This is a genomic window from uncultured Polaribacter sp. (assembly GCF_947503855.1).
Taxonomy (GTDB): Bacteria; Bacteroidota; Bacteroidia; order Flavobacteriales; family Flavobacteriaceae; genus Polaribacter.
In genome coordinates this window covers 1-223 of the sequence record NZ_CANNFF010000045.1, presented here as the reverse complement: position 1 = coordinate 223, position 223 = coordinate 1, and the positions used below count along the sequence as shown (strand labels likewise).

Here is a 223-nt window from a genome sequence, read left to right as displayed (position 1 = left end):
TGACCAGAATAAATGAAATCATCAATAGGGGCTATGCTAATAGTTGTATCCGTAATCGACTTACTAGTAATCGTAAAATCTGCGGTTACAAAGCTTATGTCATAATTACTATCAACAGCACCGGAAGGTGTAATGGTATAGGTATTTACATCTTCTCCTATTGCTCTTGCGATGCTAACTCCTGTATCTAAACTAGATTCGGTATCACCATTTACGAATCCTG

1 protein-coding gene is annotated in these 223 nt (G+C 37.2%); it reads right to left on the bottom strand.

The features are described from left to right. On the bottom strand, nucleotides 1–223 hold a 223-nt coding region (locus tag Q0662_RS11975; protein WP_298950186.1), incomplete at both ends, for an MBG domain-containing protein.